Genomic DNA, 15,082 nt, shown 5'->3' with positions numbered 1-15,082 from the left:
CTACATGGGCATAAGGACGTAGTACCGATTGTTTTTTGACATACTCAGCAAGCCGTTCCGTCATCTTGTACTCATCCGACATTTCGGGCAGATCAGCGGGGAACAGCTTCTTGCATGCTTTGCATCGATAGCGTGGAACGTCGATATTCAAACCAACCCGCTTTCCCCTGATTGGAATATCCATGAAGTGCCTATGACGTTTTCCATGAGCTACGATGTCCTTTGAATTGCATTGAGGACACAAAGGCTTTTTGGAGTCGATTAGAGCGATTTGGATATGGATATCATGATCGGTCTCCTCGATGATAGAGGAGGTGTAATGGGGGAGATTTAAGAGGGGCATGTATACCTAATCTAATTTTTCTTTTGCAAACTCTGCAAGTTCTTTTAGATTCCAATTCTTTATTAGTCCAGTAGAGATAGCAACATTGTCTTTTCTGAATCCAAATAAATGGTGGTTTAATAAGAGATCATCCAAAAGCTCTTCATCATCTGTATGTAGAATAATATTATATAAACATTTTAAATCGTTAATAGTGGATATCAAAGTATCCGTTTTGTATAATTGATTAATGTGCTGCATATTGTAATCAAATTTGGTATTTTCGCTAATGCACATCATTGCATTTGGACGATATATGCTTTCCAATATGCAAGCATCTTTATACACGTCAAATATAACACAGGTTTTTTTATTTATATCATCAATTACCCCACTAAAATAAGGGATGAGCATCGGTTTATATCTCATTTTATGATACCAAAGGCATTGCTGCTGCTTCAGCAATCTTACGTTTTCGCTCAGTATTAATATATGCCGCTATTCCACTATTGTGGGAGTCAATAAAATCCATAATCTGATTGGCTCTGAATTTCCAGCATTCACAGTTTTGAACATATTCTTTGCCTTCAAAAACGAGCAACCCGATACTATGATCACAAGCAACAGCTTTTGGGTTGCTTTCGTAGGATTCAAGCTCACCATCTTCAAAATCATTTAGGTCGGAAACATCATAGTAAATCTTTCCGCACGAACAAATTTCACTATTACTAGAACCTGCTAACTCAAACGCTTCAATGAAGTTTCTCATGCGATCCATTTGCTTTCTCCAATCAATACATTAATGTCGTTTTATATTTCATAACTTTACGCCTAGTTTTACAAGTCTTGTTTTAAGATTTTGAGCAGTAAAGATCTCATTTTTACCGATAATCCCTTTTGATCTAAGATCTATAATGAAATTATTATACTGCTGATATATATCAGTTTTATTATTTACAACTTTTGAAAACCGTTCAACAACTTCTGTCTTTGTCATATTGACTCCCTTTCAAATAAAATAATTATACTCTTTTTATTTCTATATGTCAACCACTTAATAAAGATAGAATATAATTAACTTAAATCAAATCAACCACTTATTTAGGAGACCCAATGTTTTTAATGCAGTCTTATTTTGTTCAAGAAGAGAACCGCTATCAAATAACAAAGTGTTGATGTAGTGGTCAGTAATCACACCCAATACAAAAGCACCAACAAAAAGAGCGATATTAATAAAAATCTCTTTCATATTTGGTTCCTCTGCATTAATGACGTGTTCCGGCATCAAATCCGGCGCCGAACAAATAACCAATCAAGACGATAGCCAAGACGACCAAAACAGCTTTAAAGAAAATGCCTGAAAAGATCGAAACGCCTTCGCCGACCGCTTCAATTTTGTCCCCATTGTCATTCATGCTCAAAAGAGGGAGAGCGATGATCCCAATCATAGCAATAACACCCGCGACAATTTGAGGGGCATATCCGGTTGAACCGATCAACGGTGCAGATTTAAGCATGGTTGCAATCTCTTGATTATTCCCGATAGTCCCAACAAACAAGCCTAGTACGATGAAAAATGTCATACCGCCGATAAGAAAGTTTTTATCCATGATTTACTCCTTAAAAATTAATGCTGTGCTTATTCGGCACAATTTGAGCATTCGCCGTCGTCGTTCATAACCTCGTTATAAAACACCATGCAGTTCATACATTGAACCATTCCAAACTCATCTTCTAAGATTGAATGAATGTCACCATCATCAAGATCGTTAGCTTCCGCTACCTCAGAAATCATTTCTGTTGCGCCGTTCGCCCCATAGATTTTATTTGCCAATTCTGTGATCGCTTTTTGCTGATCGGAATTCAAATCTGAAAGTTGCATTGCGTCTCCTTGCATGTTGTATAATTGAGCTATAACCTCAAAACCGCCCTTATCTGAGAACACTCTTGAAGCTATTTTACCGATCCGCCAACCGATAACCGAGCAGCGGACCGGAGTTCCCATTCATAAACCCGCAGGCCGAAAAGGCGGCGGAAACGCAAACGCATGGCAGGGATCATACGATTGCGTGGGGTGAACTTTTTACCGGCGACCGCCGAATCGTTCACCTCCATTCAACTTTCCAAGGAAAGCTCAATGGAGGCAAAGAACCCCCGCTATTAAAACAATTCAAGGGCTCATCGTTTTCTCCTCGGTTGTAGTTTTGCTTTTTCGCTTCTTCTTTTGTCAGATTGTCAAAATGTCCAGGCATCTTTCGCTCCTTCAAATTTATGTACGATCAATTATCACATGAATATTTATCTTTACGCTGATATTGCTCAATAATATCTTTTTGAACAGCGTTGTGTTCTTCTAGCGATTCAATGTATTCCTGTTGGAGCTTTGTCATTGCAATCAAATTTTCAATTGGCTCAATCTCTTTTTGGGACGCAATTTGTGTAAGCCTTATTGCATATTGCTCTTTTGTCATTCGCATAATGCTTTTTCCTTTCAAAGTCGAGAAATTAATGGTGTGCTTATTTAGCACTTTGTTTGTGAAGAATCTGAGCCATCGACAGAACCGAAACGCCAAATTCATGTTCACAATACTCTTTCACTTCCCGATCTTCAATATGCGGCTCGAAAATTGCCGCTACTTCACCGGCAATACCATGACCGCCGCGCGAACCGAAATAGTCTTCGAGAGCGAGGATAACATGACCGAGGGGACGCTTTGGGACAAGTCTTTTGGTGTGTTGAGCCATTTTGGTTCCTTTGGTAAAATTAACGCGGCATCTAAGATACCGTTTTGTGTCGTTTCTGCATGAACTTTCCATACAAATACAAAACGACTGACACGATCCAAACCGCAACCATCAAATAAGCAAATAGCTCTTCACCAATAGAGCTTGGACCGTAAAACTCTTCGGCTGTCATACCTACAGACTTGAGTGCGGTATCCATCCGGTATCCGACGTAACCCATCGCAAGCATTACGCTTGTAAAAGCGAAAGCGAAAGCGCGCAACCACGACATAGCCTCAGTGTTATTCCAGTATTTCATTTTCAACCCCTTCAAAATTAATGTTGTATTTCCAGATATTTAAGACATGGTGCGTAATCTTTAATGTCTTCAACACTCTTAACCCATTCTGGTAGAGATGTCTTAAACTCATGGCTACATTTTATACAACGGCAAAAGATTGCTTCGGCGATATCTTTAATTTGTTCCTTGTTTATTTCTATATTGGTATTGCAGACTGGGCACTTTGTTGATAATATTCTTTTTTCTTCTTTGACTTTTGCCTCGCCGCTCCCTACCATCCTGCAAAAGATTTTCATGCACTCTTCACACGCATTATCAAATGAATATTCTGCTGTATCCAACAAAAGGCTTACATCGATATCAGAATGTGTACCACAAAGGCTTTTTCCACCAAGAAAAACATGGTTTTTTTTATCATTTTTTGGCTTGCCAACATGTGTGTGTGCTCTTGTAGGTTCTATTTCCCATTCATATTGAGACCAAAGGGGTTTTTCCATATAACTTTGTTCCATCTGTCTTCCCTCCTAAAAATTAACACGGCATACTAGCGTGCCGATTTTTTATCTTGCCGTTAAGGTAAAACTTTGCAGTATCGATAGAAGTATCAATTTCCAAAGGAATCCCAAATCTTTCCCTTTCCTCTTTTGTCATAGAGGTCACTATTCCTACTAAAATTCCAGTGGAATTGGAGCTTAATTTAACCCACTTGTAGTTATTGATGTTCTTTTTTAGAGCCTTTCTTTTGCTCATATGTGAACTTTTATACTTGTGAATAAACTTCATTTCCATCTCCAACTCCCTAAAAATTAATGGGTTATCTACTTTAATTCCTTGTGTTAAATTATAGCCTTTTATGGATGCCAATGTCAAGGAATTAAAGTATTAATTACGTTAAATATCACCCCAATATTTAACTATCTTGCGAAGTCCGTCTTTGGTGAACCTCACATACAGCTCTGTGACCTCTTCATCGTTGTGACCGAGGAGTTCTGAAATGATGGCGAAGTCCACATTTTGCGCCATAAGGTATGTTGCATACGAGCGCCGGAGGATGTGCATACCCGTTTTGTCAATACCGATCGATCTCAGTATCCGCGTGAGCTGATCATACGGTGCGCCACTATTATACTTTGCCCCGTTTTGATTGCAAAACAAAAAGTCCATGCCACACTTCCGATGCTTCATGTGCTCGTCGTAGTCCTTCTGAATCAATGAAGCTTTGATGTAGGCCGTTCTTGGCTTTTTCCCTTTGCCGATAAGATCGATACGCATGTATTTAACGCTCTCAAGCAGTGGGCTTGGGTCGCTGACGAAAGAGAGGTTCGATGCCTTCAAAGAAAGCAGCTCATCTACGCGCAAGCCAGCATAGCAGGCAATCTTCATCATCAACCGGACTTGCGCCGGATTGTCGTGCTGATATTTATACGTCTCCAATGCCTCAAGGAACCGCTTTAGCTCATCAGGCTCAAGATACTCCATCTCTCTGTCGTCTTCCTGAATAGGAGAAACGGTCTTCCGCCCTCCCCTTGTTCGGCCAAGATGAAACCGATGTTCATCCTCGCTGTTCTCTTCAACATATTTGAAAAGGCTATTGATCTGGAAGAGATAACTTTTAAGTGTTCCGGGCTTGAGACCGTTGGGATTTTTGGTAATGTATTCATCCCGAAAAGACGTATCGATTTCTTTGATCGATTCGATTTTCTTTTTGGTCAAGACGTAGCGGTAAAATGCGAGGGTTGCAACTGAATAGATGCCGAGATTTTTCATCCCTTCGCGGCGGATCTCTCTCGTTACCTCATCCAATTCAGCTACATCTTTACAGGCTACGATTCGCTCTTTATTTGCTGCTCTGTTAAAGGTAATCGCAAATCCATCATCAATCTCAAGAGAGGACATCTTGCTGCCAAGGTACTCTTTGAGCCAATAAAAGAGGTCGGCTTTTACGTTTCCGAACGGTTCAAGCTTTTGGCTTGTCATTTTGTCACCACCTTAACCTCTGACACATGGGGGATGAGCGTAGTCGGGTCCACCTCCTGCTCGTCAAGACAAAGATATTGCGGGAAAAAGACAAGATCCTCGGATGCAGCTATCGCTTTTACCTCTTGAAAGAATTCATCATCGGTCCCGAAGACCTCAACAAAATTGTCGAAATCGGAAACTTTCCGCATACCGCTTCCGTCGTACCAAAACGGCCTCATTCCATGTCCGGCTTCTTCTGTGATGTTGGGAGAAACATTGATTTGCTCTTCATCCTCCCCCGGAAGGATTGCCATCGCATATCGACAATCTCCCTCCAAATCCTCCGTGAATGTGAATCGATGCGATTCTCTGACTACCATCAGCCTGCCATCGATGACCTGCACTTTCAAAGGTTTCATCTCTTCGAGCATCTTTGTCAGAATGTCTTCAATGCTGGTATCTTCCTCGGCAAGACTCGATTTGGTGTGGCTTTCCTGGTAAAAAAGCCCGAGGTTTGACTCCCCCTCGCCGTAGATCACAGAAAAGCTGTATAGTGTTTCTTTTGTGGTATCGCTCATTCTATCCCTTATTATTGCCGCTGTACTGTATCGTTATAATGTCAAATGATACACTTTGGGCGGCTCACTTGTCAAGGAATTAATGTTTTAATATATTCTATAGGCCATTCGCTTTTCTCTCTTTTGCGATTTGAAGAAATGTTTTTACCGTCGGACGGGGCTCTATGTTTGGAAATTGAAAGCCCGTCGGCGCATGGTCTGACAATACAGGGCGACAGCATAAAACCGAGCTTGTCCCATACCGATCTTTACAGTGTTTCCAATAGTCATATTCATTTCTCTGGCCGCCCCGCTTGACATGCGCCTTTTCAGTGTCGCCGTCAAGAAAATGGTCACGCCTCCACACGAATTCGTTTTGATACCTGGCACGCCACATATCGATCGTAAACTGTCTGGCCTTTTTGCCAAGTATCTTTAGCCCCATGCTCACCAAACCTTCAAGCCCCTCGCGCTGATTCTTCACCCATTTACTGTGGCCCTTGATGCCGCTGAAAGCATCCTGCCACTCATTCGTCCAGATGTGGCCGACCCAAGCGCCGTCGTGCTTAAATGGCTTCGCCTTTCGGATTACTTTCGTTTTCCCGTTACCCAGAAGAGATAGAATGCCGACGTTTTCGTGGATCTCTTTCGGAATTGATTTTGCCTCATAAATTGCCAGCCACACCTCATCAGCATTTAAAGCACTTATTTCGAGCTGTTTTGCTACGCGGGCATAAGTATCGTTCTCCGCCTTGATCTCAACGAATATCATCCTTTTTGTGTCAAATACGGCCATATCCACAATCGACGTCTTAGCATAGCTCCCGCCGCCGATTCCGAATTCGGGGATGATTACGGCTTGCGGGTATTTCTTCAAGAGCCATCCGAACACGGAAACCTTCGCTTTTTTGGCATCGAACGCTTCGGCCTTCGGGATCTTGCGCTTGTGGAAAGAGATGAGCGTCAGGGGGGCGATGTCATCGATCAAGTCGTAATAGGAGTGGGTATCAGGAAGGAAGGGGATCTGGAGTCTTTGGCGCAGCTCTTCTTTGAGAGTCTTTCCGTATCGTTCGACATTGATATATCGGAATGAGAAGTCGCCGATCGAAAATTCGACATCTGCTTTGTTCAGGTAGGCTTCCAGTTCCCTCTCAAATCGGCGAAGAGCTTTTTCGCCCCGCGACACCTCTTTGGATTTAAACATCCGGACCGTTTTATGGCAGAGCTCGCCGTCTTCAATCCAGAACTGCTCACCCTCTTTCGCCATTTCCCGCCTGGTGCGGAAGTTGTCGTAAAACCATACGACGTAGCCATCGTTCAGAAGACGAAGCAAATGTGGCGGGATGGCTCTGCGGTGGACTTGATCAGTCATTGTGGCTACGGATGTCTTTCAGTGTCGCGAGAAGTTCAGGGAGATTTTCTTCGGCCTTTTGGAGCTTCTTTTTGATTTGCACCGGCAGATCAGTCCAAAGCAGAACAACTCCGCCGCCGCCAGAAGCCTTGTCTTTCCAGTTGAGGCTTATCGGGCGCCCGGCATCGTCTTTGCCTCGGACGCTGAAGTTCGTGGGGGTTGCGATGGGGTACGAGTGCAGGATGACAAGATTCCTGATTCGGCTTTCATTCTCGATCAGGATGCGGAGGTAACGCTCCGCCTCATCCATTGAGTGTGCAAGAACACGGGAAGTTTCGATCTCGTTGCCGTATGGGGCATATTTGAATTCAAAAACCTGCATCTTTATGCCCCCTTTGCCAATTGCTGATTGGCCATGAATTGACCAAGAAAACGGAAGTAATGCAGGACATCGCCGTTTTTGAAATCGATTTCGACGATCTTGCTTTGGATGGCTGCTTTGATATTGGCATTCGAAACACACATCTGATCCACGATGGCGCCGACCGAGATCAAGGCAAACCCCACATCCGAATCGTAGGTGAAGCTGTGCCCCATATCAATCCCTTTTTCATCAAGGAATGTTTCAATCCATGCGCGGAACGGATCGCCATTAAAGCCGACAAGTGATGACAGCTGTGCGACGCCGATTTCCGGCGTGCCGAACTTGGAGCCGAAATTGCCGACATAGAGCGCTTTGCCTGCCAGCTTCATGCCGTTGATGTAGAAGAATTTCTGTCCATCGACAAACAAGCCTTCGTCATCGACGATCAGACGGTCGCCCTTCTCCCCGATACCTGACGGGATCGCATCGATCGTTCGGCATCCCAGAAGTTTGTAGATTTGCTTGAGTTCGTTTTCTCCGCGTTCGATCTCGACTTTGGAGATCGATTTGGCAAACGGATCAATGAGGATTGCTTCGTATTTTGACATGACTGCTCCAGCAATAAAGATAAGTAATTATTACAAAGTATCATTAAAATGTCAAGGAATTAATGCTTTAATGTCGTGTGTTTTCACCTTATGAATCGACAGATACCAACTTGCCCCTTATTGCGCGAATCACCCACCCCATTAATGATAGACCTATATCTACGTTTGATTAAGCTGATTTTGAATGCTTTGCGGAAGGAATGACGCGAGGATTTTCTGTTGAATCGCCTGAACACTCACAATCTCATCTTTCATGAGATCCCTGACGATTTTGTTGACCTGTTTTTTTATTGCTTTGTCTTCATACTTCTGCCCGAAGTGGGCAAGAGCAAGGGCATCGAGATAGTATTTGTCTATCTGCGTGACTTTTCCCTTAATGGAGAATTTGACGCGGGGTGTTTTATTTTCCTTCACTCATCCTCGTTGGTATCCAATGTGACAGTTTGGATGTGGTATTTCTTATAGACAAACTCCAAAGCTTCCTCTTTGCTAAGAGATGGGTTCTCTTCCTGTGCTTTGTGGATCAGGTCCTTGATATAAAACGACTGCCCTACGCCGGACGGGCCAATCACAAATGGGACACCGTGATTAGTTGAAAAATCATACGATGCAATTTGACCATTTCGCCCCAGGAGGATTCGCGTATCAACATTTGCCTCGATAGCCTCCCTTTGCTCTTTCGATAAATTCCGAAGATCAGCGACAGAATTTGAAGGATAAAAAAGACTCCCATTTTTTTCTCTGACGAACGAGCACATATCCTCAAAAGACTCGCAACGCTCTGCGGGGATCGCTTCATAGTTTGGATCGCCCTGGATGTCAGGATATTCGTGCATAAACTGATTAAAAGGGTTGTAATACGTCTTATGCTTTGAATGGGTAAAGTCCTCTGCTGTTTGTGTGCCAACCATCAGCCCTCCACCCTTTCGCGTGCCACTGATGGCTTTTGATAAAGCCCCGGACATTTCATACATTTCAACCTCGTGATCCCCTAGTGGAACACTTCCTTCCTCGCCCATGACATATTTCATGCGATTTTGATTATCACCAGCAAGCCCACAGGCGCTATTCCAATCTTTGTATCCATGTTGTCTTGAAGCTTGATCGAGAGCATGTCCGTAAACAAGGCGGTTGCCTTCGACTTTTGCTGATGCCTGAAGTTCTTTTGCCTCGCTTTTGATCATCTGGAGGACGGGGTGGGTATTGTCTTTTTTTGCCACAATTGGCTCCTTTAAAGTTATTCAGAAGCGAAAACACCCGTAAACGGAGAAATACAATAATGCCTCCCTTGAATTGTTTGTTTTCGCGAATAACGCTCAAAGCAACCAACTATCAATCAGAAAATTCACCATACCTTGCGGCGGAAGCGGCAGGCTTTTCTGTGCCATAGTGGATTATAGCATAATCGCTGAAATAAATGTAGATATATGTCTATGACAATGAGGGGGAGCGGAGGGATTTTGAAGATAGGGCATTATCAGGGTATGTGTGCATAATTAAATACGCAAATGGTGCCGCAAGCAACCCCGACAGGGGACCGGCAATAAGGATGGCGTTTTGGTGGGCACGAGGCGCTTCATGAAAATAAGTAAGGCCATCTTTGATCGGCTCACCGGGGTCTTGATAAATGACCTTTGGCTGCACCGAAATAAAGACAATTTCCTTGACCGACACACGAAACGCCCTAGCCGCAAAGAAATGTCCCAGCTCGTGCAAAAACACTTCGAGAAACACGATTGCATACATGAACGAGACTATACCTGCGACAATTAATATCTGATCGGACATACTAACCATCCATATCTTTGATTTTTGAGTTTTTTGGCCGACGTTTTTGCTCAGAGAGCCACTTTTCAACATCTTCTTGCAGATAGGTAATTCGGCCTTTTTTACCTTCCCCGACGTTAAAAGACGGTCCTTTGCCGGAGCAGCGGTATTGTCTTAGCGTATTGATCGAATATTTGGTAAGCTCAGACACCTCTTTTTCGGTCAACATGACAGCACATTCCGAAGGCGGGATGCTTGAAAGTATTTTTTCGGCCTCGTCTTTTTTCAGGCCCAATAATATCTTCATCATCTTTCGGATGTACTCTTTTTTCTTGCTCGTTCCTGCAATCTGCTGCCCGACAGCCTGCCTTGATATGCCCAACAACTCTGCCAGTTCCGATTTGGTCATCCTAGCCCCCTATTGTCGGTGTGTTTTCTTGACGCCATTCTAACATAGCAGGCCAAATCAAGAAATCGTGCCAGAAAGAAGAGGGCACTGCGCCCATCCACTCTCTCGAAACATCTTCACGGCTTCCTGGTGAGCTGCCAACTCGCTTTGTATCCCGTCGCCGGATGATAAAATGCTGCCCTCTTGAATTTTTACTTTGAATCCCCACGCGGAATCATCTTCGCGAAAAACTTCGATCCAAAAAGTGAGGGGAAATTTATTGACCAAGATATTGTCAATGTCAACGTCACACTCTTTATTTTTGTATGCGTAGGCAACAGCATTATATGTGCCGTCGCCTGCACCCTCAAAAAACACTTGAACATCGAAACCGTGCTCTGACCCCGACACTGGGATATGCGAACCTCCCCACCAGTCTCCGTCGAAGCACTTCGCCCCTTTTTCAAAGCGGGTTAATATGAAATCGACAACATCATGCTGATCCAACATTTTTCCGGGCGGTAAATTTTCCATGCAAACTCCTCTAAAAAGTTATGGTGCAAAATTCTATCAATTTAATATACTTTTGTCAATCTATCTATTGACACATATATATTCTTTCCGCTAAAATGTTTGGTAGAATTTATCATCCAAAAAGGAGTTTCACCATGAAAAAAACGCTTCTGTTGTCTGCGGCCCTGTCCGCGTCTTTGCTTGCTGGAGAATACGGGTTTCGGGATTATCTGACCGATTATTTTAAAAAAAATGGCGGTTCGATGGACTACACTTCTCTTGATGAGCGGACCACCGCACTAAAGCATGACGGGGTAATTAATGGCACAATGGACAAGTATTGTGTCCTTGCGGGTGGAACCCTTTATGGGAAAATGAAACACGACCTCGGTGAAGAACAATTACCATCCCATGATGCGGAATTGATTTCGTCTTACGCTTCAATGACTAAAGACGAGCGAACTGGTAAACTTCTTTCAGACTCACGAGTTGGGGGACTGTTTCTAACTTCAGAAGAAAAAGCCTTTACTGCGAATCTGAAAAACTTCAGCTCTTTGGAATGCAAACTTCCAAATGGGAATATTTTGATGTCGGGGAAAATCAAAGGCCAATCGCTTATTGTGGAGCATAAGCCAGAAGCATTGAGCGATTTTATTTGGTTCAACGGAAGAGCGGCTGGCAACGAAACGTCGAACGAATATAAAAAACGTATGATGATTTCATTCCCTTCGTATGAGAGCTATTTCAATACCTTCCAAGCGACACATAAGATGGAAGACAGCTATCGGATTAACGATAAAATCAATCAGAAAAAAATCGTCACTGGATTCAGCAGCCTGGGTGATATTGGAGAAATGAATCTTTTCTGTGAAGCTAACGGGGGAAGTTTTACTAAGGATGCCGTTCCATTTCGGGAATTTTTGAAAGGGGTTTTTAATAAAAACGGCTGGTCTGTTTTTGAAGATAGTGCAAATAAAGTAACCTCACCCTTTTCTGGCAACTATTCCTGTAATGGCGGGAAGGCGGAATTTTCAGTTCTTCTTGAGAATCCATACGTTTGGAATAATGGTGATACGATCGTTTTTGGGTATTCAAAAATCAGCAAAGGCAGAGATGCGATCCAAATTTCTGGTAAAAATGGCACTGGTGGCTCTGCACCACAGCCGGGCAATTCTGGCACAGAAGAAGAACAAATCATCCGCCAGATTGCATCGAGCAAGGTTCCTTTTGGCAAACTGGTAGGGGCTAACGTAATCTCGGGCTACTACAACGGGACGGACGCTCAGGGATGTGACATGGTTTCCCTTCAAAAAACGGTCGCCAATATGCCGGTCAATAAAGCCCGCAAGGACACATATAACTACAAAGTGTGCAACGGTCAAGTGATCGCTCTTGGCGAAACAGGGCTTCCGGGCGTGCCACGCTCTAAAGAACTTGACCCGATCATCGCTCAGGTCAAAACCCAATGTAAGGCGTACGGAGCATTTGGAACGGAATATCAGGGAACCATCGTATCGTGCCGCACCCTCGACCAAAACCACTGCAACCTCGAAATCAACATCATGAGAGACGGGAAGCTGATCGACAAGCGGGTTGAGAGAACGTGTAACTAAGATCTCAAGCCGAAAAAAAGGAACCCCATGAAAAAAATCTTCCATCTTTTTCTCTTCGCAGTATGCACGCTGAATGCTGATTCTTTGAATTCGTCGCTTAAAAACCCGTCGGTTTCCGTAACCGGCGTGCAAAGGGAATCTGCCCCAATCGTTGTAGGAGTTATTCCTGTCGCCCTTCCGGGGCAGGCGTGCAATAGCAATACAGATTTTATCGCGGTTACGCCGGATCACAGTATGGAGTTGATTTGCAAAACGAACACATGGGTGCAAATTACGAGGAGCAATAAATGATTCGTCTTTTAAAAATAAAGCAACATCCAAAAAAGATTGGGTATTTTGTATTGGAATCATTATGGGTAAATTCGAATGCTTTTTATTGGAACATAACCGTTGGAATCCACCCGATTCATAGTGCATAAACCAAAGAAACAAGGGATTGCTGAATACTTTACAGGTAGTCATTAAAAACGGCTAAAAAAGTAAGCTATTCAGGAACCCCTCAATGAGGGATTTTGATAAGCAGATAGCGGATGGATCAGCGAAACAGATCGCTATTCTATGGCATCGCGAAGCTGTATGCTTTACAATGTCTAAGGTACATAATTAATGCAAAAACGTCCAACAAAGGGAAATTATGAATAAGATTTTAATAGCATCGTTATTGATCGCTACCGCCGCAATGGCGCAGACAAAACACCACGAAGGCATCGCAGTTGGTAAAACGATCAATAGTGTGATGGTCAAACTAGGACAGTATGATAGTGCTGTTGTCGCAGTAAAGGCGGATGATGGATGCCTTTATACACTAAAAGCAAAAGGGATCGTGGATAAAGAGCAATATTGTCCTCGCGTGTTATTTAAGACGATAGATAAAAAATGCACCGATGGAAAATCGGCTATTGTCAATGGGATGGTTGTCGGAGAAGATGGTTCGGAAGGTATGCGCGCCGAGCGCAAAGGAGATGCTCTGCTTGTTGCTTCTGATCGCAGGATCACAATTATCGAAAAGTAGCCACCATTAATGATCGACGCACAAGGAGCCAAATTGGAACAGGAAGTAATGTTACACCCAGTAGAGAAACAGCAGGCGAAGCCATTTTGGGATACATGGCTGTTCGCTTTCATGGTTGTCCCGCCGGGGTTCATGCTGGCGATGTGGGCTTACTATGAGTTTATGCACTTTGCCGTGAGGAGCTGGGCGATGTATCGGCATTACAGCTCGATGACGACAGTGCTATTTGATGCTCTTTGTGTCGCTATTGTTGCTTTGGCCGCCTTTGCCTATAAGCGGTGGATCAAGAGCGTAATAGGTCAAGCTTTGCTTGCCATTCCAATGTCTGCATTGTGGCTGACGGCGCTTTGGGCTGCGTTTGATGCGGTTATCAAGCTGAATATCATTGATCAGATCAAAGATGCGATGAACAATGCGTATGGAGTGGCAAATCAAGCCCCCACAATCCTCGACAAATTTATGCCGTTTTGGGGATTGCCGATTGAAGCCATTATGATTGCATGTCTCACCATTGCCTCTGCTGTCGCAATGTGCTCAGTGGTGATTATGGCTGGGTATGCTGCGTTTGCCTCTACCAAGACAAGTGACACCAGTATGACCGTTGAAAAAGAGCAAGAAAATTCGGGTCTCCTAAATAAGTGGTAGATGTTGATTAAGTTTAATATGTACTATCTTTATTATATGGTTGATATTTTTGCGTAAAAATAGTATAATCTTGTATATAAAATAAGGAGTTTTCAAATGGAAGTTCTTGATGTATGCTGTGGTTCTAGAATGATGTGGTTTGATAAATCAAATCCAAACACTATCTTTGGTGATATAAGAAAAGAAACTATTACGGTAACTGACCGCTCAAATGGAAAAGAAAATGGAACAAGATCAATAATAATTAACCCAGATATTGAAATGGACTTTAGAAACATCCCGTTTGATTCCGATTCATTTAATTTAGTTGTTTTTGATCCTCCACATCTTGAGCGTGCTGGCGCAAGAAGTTGGCTTGCTTCAAAATACGGCCGTTTATCTGATGATTGGAAATCGGATATTTCAAAAGGATTTTCAGAATGTTTTAGAGTTCTAAAACCAGGAGGGACTTTGGTCTTTAAATGGAACGAAACTCAGATAAAGTCCAAAGAAGTTTTATGCCTAACTAATGCTAAACCATTGTTTGGCCACACATCCGGTCATAAAGGTTTTACTCATTGGTATGTTTTCATGAAATTTTAATATCTGTATAATACATAGTAAAAACGGACATTCATGCCCCTCTTAAACCTCCCGCATTACACCTCCTTAATCATCGAGGAGACCGATCATGACATCCATATCCAAATCGCTCTGATAGACTCTAAAAAGCCTTTATGCCCTCAATGCAATTCTAAGGACATTGTGGCTCACGGCAAGCGTCATCGGCACTTCATGGATATTCCGATTCGCGGTAAACGGGTGGGGCTGAATATCGACGTTCCGCGCTATCGGTGCAAAGAGTGCAAAAAGCTGTTTCCTGCTGATCTGCCCGAAATGTCGGATGAGTACAAGATGACGGAACGGCTTGCTGAGTATGTCAAAAAACAATCGGTACTACGTCCTTATGCCCATGTAG

General features: G+C 43.2%; 29 protein-coding genes. 6 read left to right on the top strand and 23 right to left on the bottom strand.

Annotated elements, in window-relative coordinates; genetic code table 11:
• The 23 genes from E0765_RS04775 to E0765_RS04675 form a co-directional block, all read right to left on the bottom strand.
• Positions 1-343: transposase family protein (locus E0765_RS04775; protein ID WP_132812086.1), on the bottom strand; the 343-nt coding region annotated here is incomplete at its 3' end.
• A 6-nt stretch (positions 344-349) separates the two neighbouring features.
• Positions 350-736, bottom strand: coding sequence for a hypothetical protein (locus E0765_RS04770; protein WP_132812085.1), 387 nt, complete (start codon positions 734-736; stop codon positions 350-352).
• 16 nt (positions 737-752) lie between these two features.
• Complete coding sequence (locus tag E0765_RS04765) at positions 753-1,091, bottom strand: hypothetical protein (protein ID WP_132812084.1); 339 nt, start codon at positions 1,089-1,091, stop codon at positions 753-755.
• Between the two features lie 48 nt (positions 1,092-1,139).
• Positions 1,140-1,319, bottom strand: a complete 180-nt coding sequence (locus tag E0765_RS04760; RefSeq protein ID WP_132812083.1) for a hypothetical protein — start codon at positions 1,317-1,319, stop codon at positions 1,140-1,142.
• A gap of 87 nt (positions 1,320-1,406) precedes the next feature.
• The gene (locus tag E0765_RS12465) at positions 1,407-1,571 is read right to left on the bottom strand and encodes a hypothetical protein (RefSeq protein ID WP_165921669.1); all 165 of its coding nucleotides are present in this window, start codon (positions 1,569-1,571) and stop codon (positions 1,407-1,409) included.
• 16 nt (positions 1,572-1,587) lie between these two features.
• On the bottom strand, positions 1,588-1,932 hold the full coding sequence (locus tag E0765_RS04755; RefSeq protein WP_132812082.1) for a hypothetical protein: 345 nt from the start codon (positions 1,930-1,932) through the stop codon (positions 1,588-1,590).
• A gap of 29 nt (positions 1,933-1,961) precedes the next feature.
• The gene (locus tag E0765_RS04750; protein WP_132812081.1) at positions 1,962-2,327 is read right to left on the bottom strand and encodes a hypothetical protein; all 366 of its coding nucleotides are present in this window, start codon (positions 2,325-2,327) and stop codon (positions 1,962-1,964) included.
• Positions 2,328-2,427: 100 nt separating this feature from the next.
• Positions 2,428-2,574 (bottom strand): hypothetical protein, encoded by a 147-nt coding sequence (locus E0765_RS12460; protein ID WP_165921668.1) that lies wholly within the window; start codon positions 2,572-2,574, stop codon positions 2,428-2,430.
• A gap of 27 nt (positions 2,575-2,601) precedes the next feature.
• Positions 2,602-2,799 carry a hypothetical protein gene (locus E0765_RS04745; RefSeq protein ID WP_132812080.1) on the bottom strand — a complete coding sequence of 66 codons (198 nt, stop codon included), beginning with the start codon at positions 2,797-2,799 and terminating at the stop codon, positions 2,602-2,604.
• 40 nt (positions 2,800-2,839) lie between these two features.
• Positions 2,840-3,067, bottom strand: coding sequence for a hypothetical protein (locus E0765_RS04740; protein WP_132812079.1), 228 nt, complete (start codon positions 3,065-3,067; stop codon positions 2,840-2,842).
• 31 nt (positions 3,068-3,098) lie between these two features.
• Entirely contained in the window at positions 3,099-3,365 is a 267-nt protein-coding gene (locus tag E0765_RS04735) for a hypothetical protein (RefSeq protein ID WP_132812078.1), read from the bottom strand.
• A gap of 17 nt (positions 3,366-3,382) precedes the next feature.
• Positions 3,383-3,859: a hypothetical protein gene (locus E0765_RS04730; RefSeq protein WP_132812077.1), complete on the bottom strand. Its 477-nt coding sequence runs from the start codon at positions 3,857-3,859 to the stop codon at positions 3,383-3,385.
• 19 nt (positions 3,860-3,878) lie between these two features.
• Complete coding sequence (locus E0765_RS04725) at positions 3,879-4,136, bottom strand: hypothetical protein (RefSeq protein WP_132812076.1); 258 nt, start codon at positions 4,134-4,136, stop codon at positions 3,879-3,881.
• A gap of 102 nt (positions 4,137-4,238) precedes the next feature.
• Positions 4,239-5,324 carry a tyrosine-type recombinase/integrase gene (locus E0765_RS04720; RefSeq protein WP_132812075.1) on the bottom strand — a complete coding sequence of 362 codons (1,086 nt, stop codon included), beginning with the start codon at positions 5,322-5,324 and terminating at the stop codon, positions 4,239-4,241.
• On the bottom strand, positions 5,321-5,884 hold the full coding sequence (locus tag E0765_RS04715; protein WP_132812074.1) for a hypothetical protein: 564 nt from the start codon (positions 5,882-5,884) through the stop codon (positions 5,321-5,323). Before E0765_RS04715 ends, E0765_RS04720 begins: the two co-directional genes overlap by 4 nt.
• A 97-nt stretch (positions 5,885-5,981) precedes the next feature.
• A complete protein-coding gene (locus E0765_RS04710) occupies positions 5,982-7,235 on the bottom strand; it encodes a hypothetical protein (RefSeq protein ID WP_132812073.1) in 1,254 nt (417 codons plus the stop codon).
• The gene (locus E0765_RS04705) at positions 7,228-7,596 is read right to left on the bottom strand and encodes a hypothetical protein (RefSeq protein WP_132812072.1); all 369 of its coding nucleotides are present in this window, start codon (positions 7,594-7,596) and stop codon (positions 7,228-7,230) included. The genes E0765_RS04710 and E0765_RS04705 overlap by 8 nt, the downstream gene beginning before the upstream one ends.
• Positions 7,597-7,598: 2 nt before the next feature.
• Positions 7,599-8,186, bottom strand: coding sequence for a hypothetical protein (locus E0765_RS04700; protein WP_132812071.1), 588 nt, complete (start codon positions 8,184-8,186; stop codon positions 7,599-7,601).
• Between the two features lie 159 nt (positions 8,187-8,345).
• Entirely contained in the window at positions 8,346-8,600 is a 255-nt protein-coding gene (locus tag E0765_RS04695) for a hypothetical protein (protein WP_132812070.1), read from the bottom strand.
• Positions 8,597-9,406, bottom strand: a complete 810-nt coding sequence (locus E0765_RS04690; protein ID WP_132812069.1) for a glyoxalase superfamily protein — start codon at positions 9,404-9,406, stop codon at positions 8,597-8,599. Before E0765_RS04690 ends, E0765_RS04695 begins: the two co-directional genes overlap by 4 nt.
• 211 nt (positions 9,407-9,617) lie before the next feature.
• Positions 9,618-9,932, bottom strand: coding sequence for a site-2 protease family protein (locus E0765_RS04685; RefSeq protein WP_165921667.1), 315 nt, complete (start codon positions 9,930-9,932; stop codon positions 9,618-9,620).
• Positions 9,933-9,975: 43 nt separating this feature from the next.
• Entirely contained in the window at positions 9,976-10,362 is a 387-nt protein-coding gene (locus E0765_RS04680; protein WP_132812067.1) for a helix-turn-helix domain-containing protein, read from the bottom strand.
• A gap of 57 nt (positions 10,363-10,419) precedes the next feature.
• Positions 10,420-10,875 carry a hypothetical protein gene (locus E0765_RS04675; RefSeq protein WP_132812066.1) on the bottom strand — a complete coding sequence of 152 codons (456 nt, stop codon included), beginning with the start codon at positions 10,873-10,875 and terminating at the stop codon, positions 10,420-10,422.
• A gap of 134 nt (positions 10,876-11,009) precedes the next feature.
• Between E0765_RS04675 and E0765_RS04670 the strand changes: the two genes are divergently transcribed.
• The 6 genes from E0765_RS04670 to E0765_RS12675 all read left to right on the top strand — a co-directional run.
• The gene (locus E0765_RS04670; protein WP_132812065.1) at positions 11,010-12,467 is read left to right on the top strand and encodes a hypothetical protein; all 1,458 of its coding nucleotides are present in this window, start codon (positions 11,010-11,012) and stop codon (positions 12,465-12,467) included.
• Between the two features lie 27 nt (positions 12,468-12,494).
• Positions 12,495-12,758, top strand: a complete 264-nt coding sequence (locus E0765_RS04665; protein ID WP_132812064.1) for a hypothetical protein — start codon at positions 12,495-12,497, stop codon at positions 12,756-12,758.
• A 343-nt stretch (positions 12,759-13,101) separates the two neighbouring features.
• Positions 13,102-13,479 carry a hypothetical protein gene (locus E0765_RS04660; protein ID WP_132812063.1) on the top strand — a complete coding sequence of 126 codons (378 nt, stop codon included), beginning with the start codon at positions 13,102-13,104 and terminating at the stop codon, positions 13,477-13,479.
• 33 nt (positions 13,480-13,512) lie between these two features.
• The gene (locus E0765_RS04655; protein WP_132812062.1) at positions 13,513-14,124 is read left to right on the top strand and encodes a hypothetical protein; all 612 of its coding nucleotides are present in this window, start codon (positions 13,513-13,515) and stop codon (positions 14,122-14,124) included.
• A gap of 96 nt (positions 14,125-14,220) precedes the next feature.
• Positions 14,221-14,706 carry a class I SAM-dependent methyltransferase gene (locus tag E0765_RS04650; RefSeq protein WP_132812061.1) on the top strand — a complete coding sequence of 162 codons (486 nt, stop codon included), beginning with the start codon at positions 14,221-14,223 and terminating at the stop codon, positions 14,704-14,706.
• A gap of 33 nt (positions 14,707-14,739) precedes the next feature.
• The coding region (locus E0765_RS12675) for a transposase family protein (RefSeq protein ID WP_132812060.1) at positions 14,740-15,082 on the top strand (343 nt) is incomplete at its 3' end.

The organism is Sulfuricurvum sp. IAE1 (assembly GCF_004347735.1).
Lineage (GTDB): Bacteria > Campylobacterota > Campylobacteria > Campylobacterales > Sulfurimonadaceae > Sulfuricurvum.
This window is presented reverse-complemented; position numbering and strand designations above follow the sequence as displayed.

Bases quoted from the DNA above. Each gene is read 5' to 3' on its own strand.
- E0765_RS04770 (WP_132812085.1), bottom strand. From the start codon at position 736: ATGCTCATCCCTTATTTTAGTGGGGTAATTGATGATATAAATAAAAAA.
- E0765_RS04765 (WP_132812084.1), bottom strand. From the start codon at position 1,091: ATGAGAAACTTCATTGAAGCGTTTGAGTTAGCAGGTTCTAGTAATAGT.
- E0765_RS04760 (WP_132812083.1), bottom strand. From the start codon at position 1,319: ATGACAAAGACAGAAGTTGTTGAACGGTTTTCAAAAGTTGTAAATAAT.
- E0765_RS12465 (WP_165921669.1), bottom strand. From the start codon at position 1,571: ATGAAAGAGATTTTTATTAATATCGCTCTTTTTGTTGGTGCTTTTGTA.
- E0765_RS04755 (WP_132812082.1), bottom strand. From the start codon at position 1,932: ATGGATAAAAACTTTCTTATCGGCGGTATGACATTTTTCATCGTACTA.
- E0765_RS04750 (WP_132812081.1), bottom strand. From the start codon at position 2,327: ATGGGAACTCCGGTCCGCTGCTCGGTTATCGGTTGGCGGATCGGTAAA.
- E0765_RS12460 (WP_165921668.1), bottom strand. From the start codon at position 2,574: ATGCCTGGACATTTTGACAATCTGACAAAAGAAGAAGCGAAAAAGCAA.
- E0765_RS04745 (WP_132812080.1), bottom strand. From the start codon at position 2,799: ATGCGAATGACAAAAGAGCAATATGCAATAAGGCTTACACAAATTGCG.
- E0765_RS04740 (WP_132812079.1), bottom strand. From the start codon at position 3,067: ATGGCTCAACACACCAAAAGACTTGTCCCAAAGCGTCCCCTCGGTCAT.
- E0765_RS04735 (WP_132812078.1), bottom strand. From the start codon at position 3,365: ATGAAATACTGGAATAACACTGAGGCTATGTCGTGGTTGCGCGCTTTC.
- E0765_RS04730 (WP_132812077.1), bottom strand. From the start codon at position 3,859: ATGGAACAAAGTTATATGGAAAAACCCCTTTGGTCTCAATATGAATGG.
- E0765_RS04725 (WP_132812076.1), bottom strand. From the start codon at position 4,136: ATGGAAATGAAGTTTATTCACAAGTATAAAAGTTCACATATGAGCAAA.
- E0765_RS04720 (WP_132812075.1), bottom strand. From the start codon at position 5,324: ATGACAAGCCAAAAGCTTGAACCGTTCGGAAACGTAAAAGCCGACCTC.
- E0765_RS04715 (WP_132812074.1), bottom strand. From the start codon at position 5,884: ATGAGCGATACCACAAAAGAAACACTATACAGCTTTTCTGTGATCTAC.
- E0765_RS04710 (WP_132812073.1), bottom strand. From the start codon at position 7,235: ATGACTGATCAAGTCCACCGCAGAGCCATCCCGCCACATTTGCTTCGT.
- E0765_RS04705 (WP_132812072.1), bottom strand. From the start codon at position 7,596: ATGCAGGTTTTTGAATTCAAATATGCCCCATACGGCAACGAGATCGAA.
- E0765_RS04700 (WP_132812071.1), bottom strand. From the start codon at position 8,186: ATGTCAAAATACGAAGCAATCCTCATTGATCCGTTTGCCAAATCGATC.
- E0765_RS04685 (WP_165921667.1), bottom strand. From the start codon at position 9,932: ATGTATGCAATCGTGTTTCTCGAAGTGTTTTTGCACGAGCTGGGACAT.
- E0765_RS04680 (WP_132812067.1), bottom strand. From the start codon at position 10,362: ATGACCAAATCGGAACTGGCAGAGTTGTTGGGCATATCAAGGCAGGCT.
- E0765_RS04675 (WP_132812066.1), bottom strand. From the start codon at position 10,875: ATGGAAAATTTACCGCCCGGAAAAATGTTGGATCAGCATGATGTTGTC.
- E0765_RS04670 (WP_132812065.1), top strand. From the start codon at position 11,010: ATGAAAAAAACGCTTCTGTTGTCTGCGGCCCTGTCCGCGTCTTTGCTT.
- E0765_RS04665 (WP_132812064.1), top strand. From the start codon at position 12,495: ATGAAAAAAATCTTCCATCTTTTTCTCTTCGCAGTATGCACGCTGAAT.
- E0765_RS04660 (WP_132812063.1), top strand. From the start codon at position 13,102: ATGAATAAGATTTTAATAGCATCGTTATTGATCGCTACCGCCGCAATG.
- E0765_RS04650 (WP_132812061.1), top strand. From the start codon at position 14,221: ATGGAAGTTCTTGATGTATGCTGTGGTTCTAGAATGATGTGGTTTGAT.